The sequence below is a fragment of the Candidatus Aminicenantes bacterium genome (assembly GCA_026393855.1).
In the GTDB taxonomy this organism is placed as follows: domain Bacteria; phylum Acidobacteriota; class Aminicenantia; order Aminicenantales; family UBA4085; genus UBA4085.
Genome location: JAPKZJ010000102.1, coordinates 1 through 1,998, shown reverse-complemented (window position 1 = coordinate 1,998; position 1,998 = coordinate 1). Strand labels below are relative to the sequence as shown.

The 1,998-nt window shown below is 59.4% G+C and carries 2 protein-coding genes; both read right to left on the bottom strand.

All coding sequences use genetic code 11. The features are described from left to right. Positions 1-943 (bottom strand): protein kinase (locus NTZ26_12700; GenBank protein MCX6561359.1); only part of this gene is annotated, 943 nt, incomplete at its 3' end. After that, a complete protein-coding gene (locus NTZ26_12695) occupies positions 943-1,545 on the bottom strand; it encodes a serine/threonine-protein kinase (GenBank protein ID MCX6561358.1) in 603 nt (200 codons plus the stop codon). The genes NTZ26_12695 and NTZ26_12700, both read right to left, overlap by 1 nt. Positions 1,546-1,998: the final 453 nt, after the last annotated feature.

Here is a 1,998-nt window from a genome sequence, read left to right as displayed (position 1 = left end):
GCGCATGGACCGCTTTCGGCGGCATTTGTCCGGACATGCCCAGGAGATTGTAAAACCCGGCCAGACCGCACCAGGCGAGAGCATAGTTCGGATCCAGCGCGATGGCCTGCTCGTAGTACTCTTTGCTTTTCGCAATCCCTTCCGGGGTAAACCTGAAAAGCTGATAGCGCGCCTTCAAGCACAGGTTGTAGGCTTCCACGTTTTCCGTGGGCCGCTTCACCAGCGGACGATCCGTCGCCAGCCGCACGCGCAGCTTCTCCACAATGGCTTGCGAGATTTCATCCTGAATGGCGAAGACGTCCGTCATCTCGCGGTCGAAGCGCTGGCTCCACAAGGGGAACCCGTCGCTTGCCTTGACCAACTGCGCCGTCACCCGGATCCGGCTGCCCAGCCGGCGCACGCTGCCCTCCAGGATATGATTGACGTTGAGCCGCGCGCCGATTTCGCGCACATCCTGCTCCCTGCCGCGGAAGGCGAAGGCCGAGGTCCGCGCCATCACCCGCAGCCCGGGCACCTGCGTCAGGGCGCCGATGATGTCTTCGGCCAGCCCGTCGCTGAAGTACTCGTTCTCTTTGTCCCCACCCAGGTTGGCAAACGGCAGCACCGCCAGCGACGGAGTGCTCGGCGCTACGGCCGTGCGTCCGGACTCGTGCTCTCGTTTCAGTCGTTTCAGGTCGGCCAGCATCTCCCGGGCCGACTGATAGCGCACGTCTCGGTCCTTCTCGAGCGCCTTCTCAATAATATGCTCGAGTTCAGCCGGCAGATCGGGGTTCAGCCGGATCGGCAGCGTCGGCGCTTTGTTTAGAATCCCGTCGAAGATCGCCGCCGATGTATCCCCGCGGAACGGTAGGGTCCGCGTGGCCATCTCATAGAGGACAACCCCCAGTGAGAATAAATCCGTTCGCGCATCCAAATCCTTCCCCAGCGCTTGCTCCGGCGACATTAGGCCACCGTCCCCATAGCCGAGCCTTGACTCGTCAGGGGTCCTTCGATGGTCAACGTCGGCAAGCCCGGACTTTCCGCTGGGTTTAGCTGCGGGGCCGGCAAAAGCTTAGCCAACCCAAAGTCCAGAATCTTCGCCTGCCCCGAGTCTGTCACTAAGATATTTCCGGGCTTGATGTCCCGATGGATGATCCCTTTGCCGTGAGCAGCCTCCAGCCCGCCGGCCACCTGGATGGTCCAATCGACGATCTGGTCTATATCCAGGCTCTTGCCCAGCAGGTATTCCCGGAGCGTCTTCCCCTCCAGAAGCTCAAGGGCCATGAAGTGATGGCCTTCGTGCTCGTCGATATCGAAGATTGTGCAGATGTGGGGATGGTTCAGCGCCGAGGCTGCCCGAGCTTCGCGCTGGAAGCGTTCGACGGCTTGGCGGTCGTGGGCCAGGTCTTCGGCCAGGAACTTCAGGGCGACGGAGCGCCGGAGCTTGGTATCCTCGGCTTTGTAGACGACACCCATCCCGCCTTGGCCGATCTCCTCTATGATCCGATATTTCCCGGCGATAAGACTCCCTTTCGTCAGGGTGCGAACGGGAGACCCGGGAGTCATCGTAAGGTCGGCAGGAGGCCGGCTATCCGGAGCGAGTTGTGTAGCGCAGTTGGCGCAAAACCTGGAGGAGTCGGGGTTAAGGGTATGACACTTCGGACATTTCATGGCTCGTTATCCCAATTGTTGGCTGGTCAAAAGTATAAACCCGATAGGGAAGTGAATCAAATTGCTAAAAAATTGGGCGGAGATTGTGTAGACTCTTGGCCAAAATAGATCAGCCTAAGGAAAACGCGATCAAACCATCGAGATCGGTAACTGGAAGTCTCGGGACCTCGGCGTTGCTTGACAGCCCATTTTCTTCCCCATACAATCCAAGCCGCGGCAAACGGAGGGTTTGTCCTTCGTATTAATCGGCGGTTTTTCCGGGAAGAAAATGGCCCATTCACAGTTTGGCGGCGAAGAGCTCTTCGAGGCCGTGCTGGATACCGTCAGCGACGCCATCACGGTGATCGA

Excerpts from the sequence above, each read along its gene's own strand:
- NTZ26_12695 (MCX6561358.1), bottom strand. The coding sequence starts at position 1,545 with ATGACTCCCGGGTCTCCCGTTCGCACCCTGACGAAAGGGAGTCTTATC.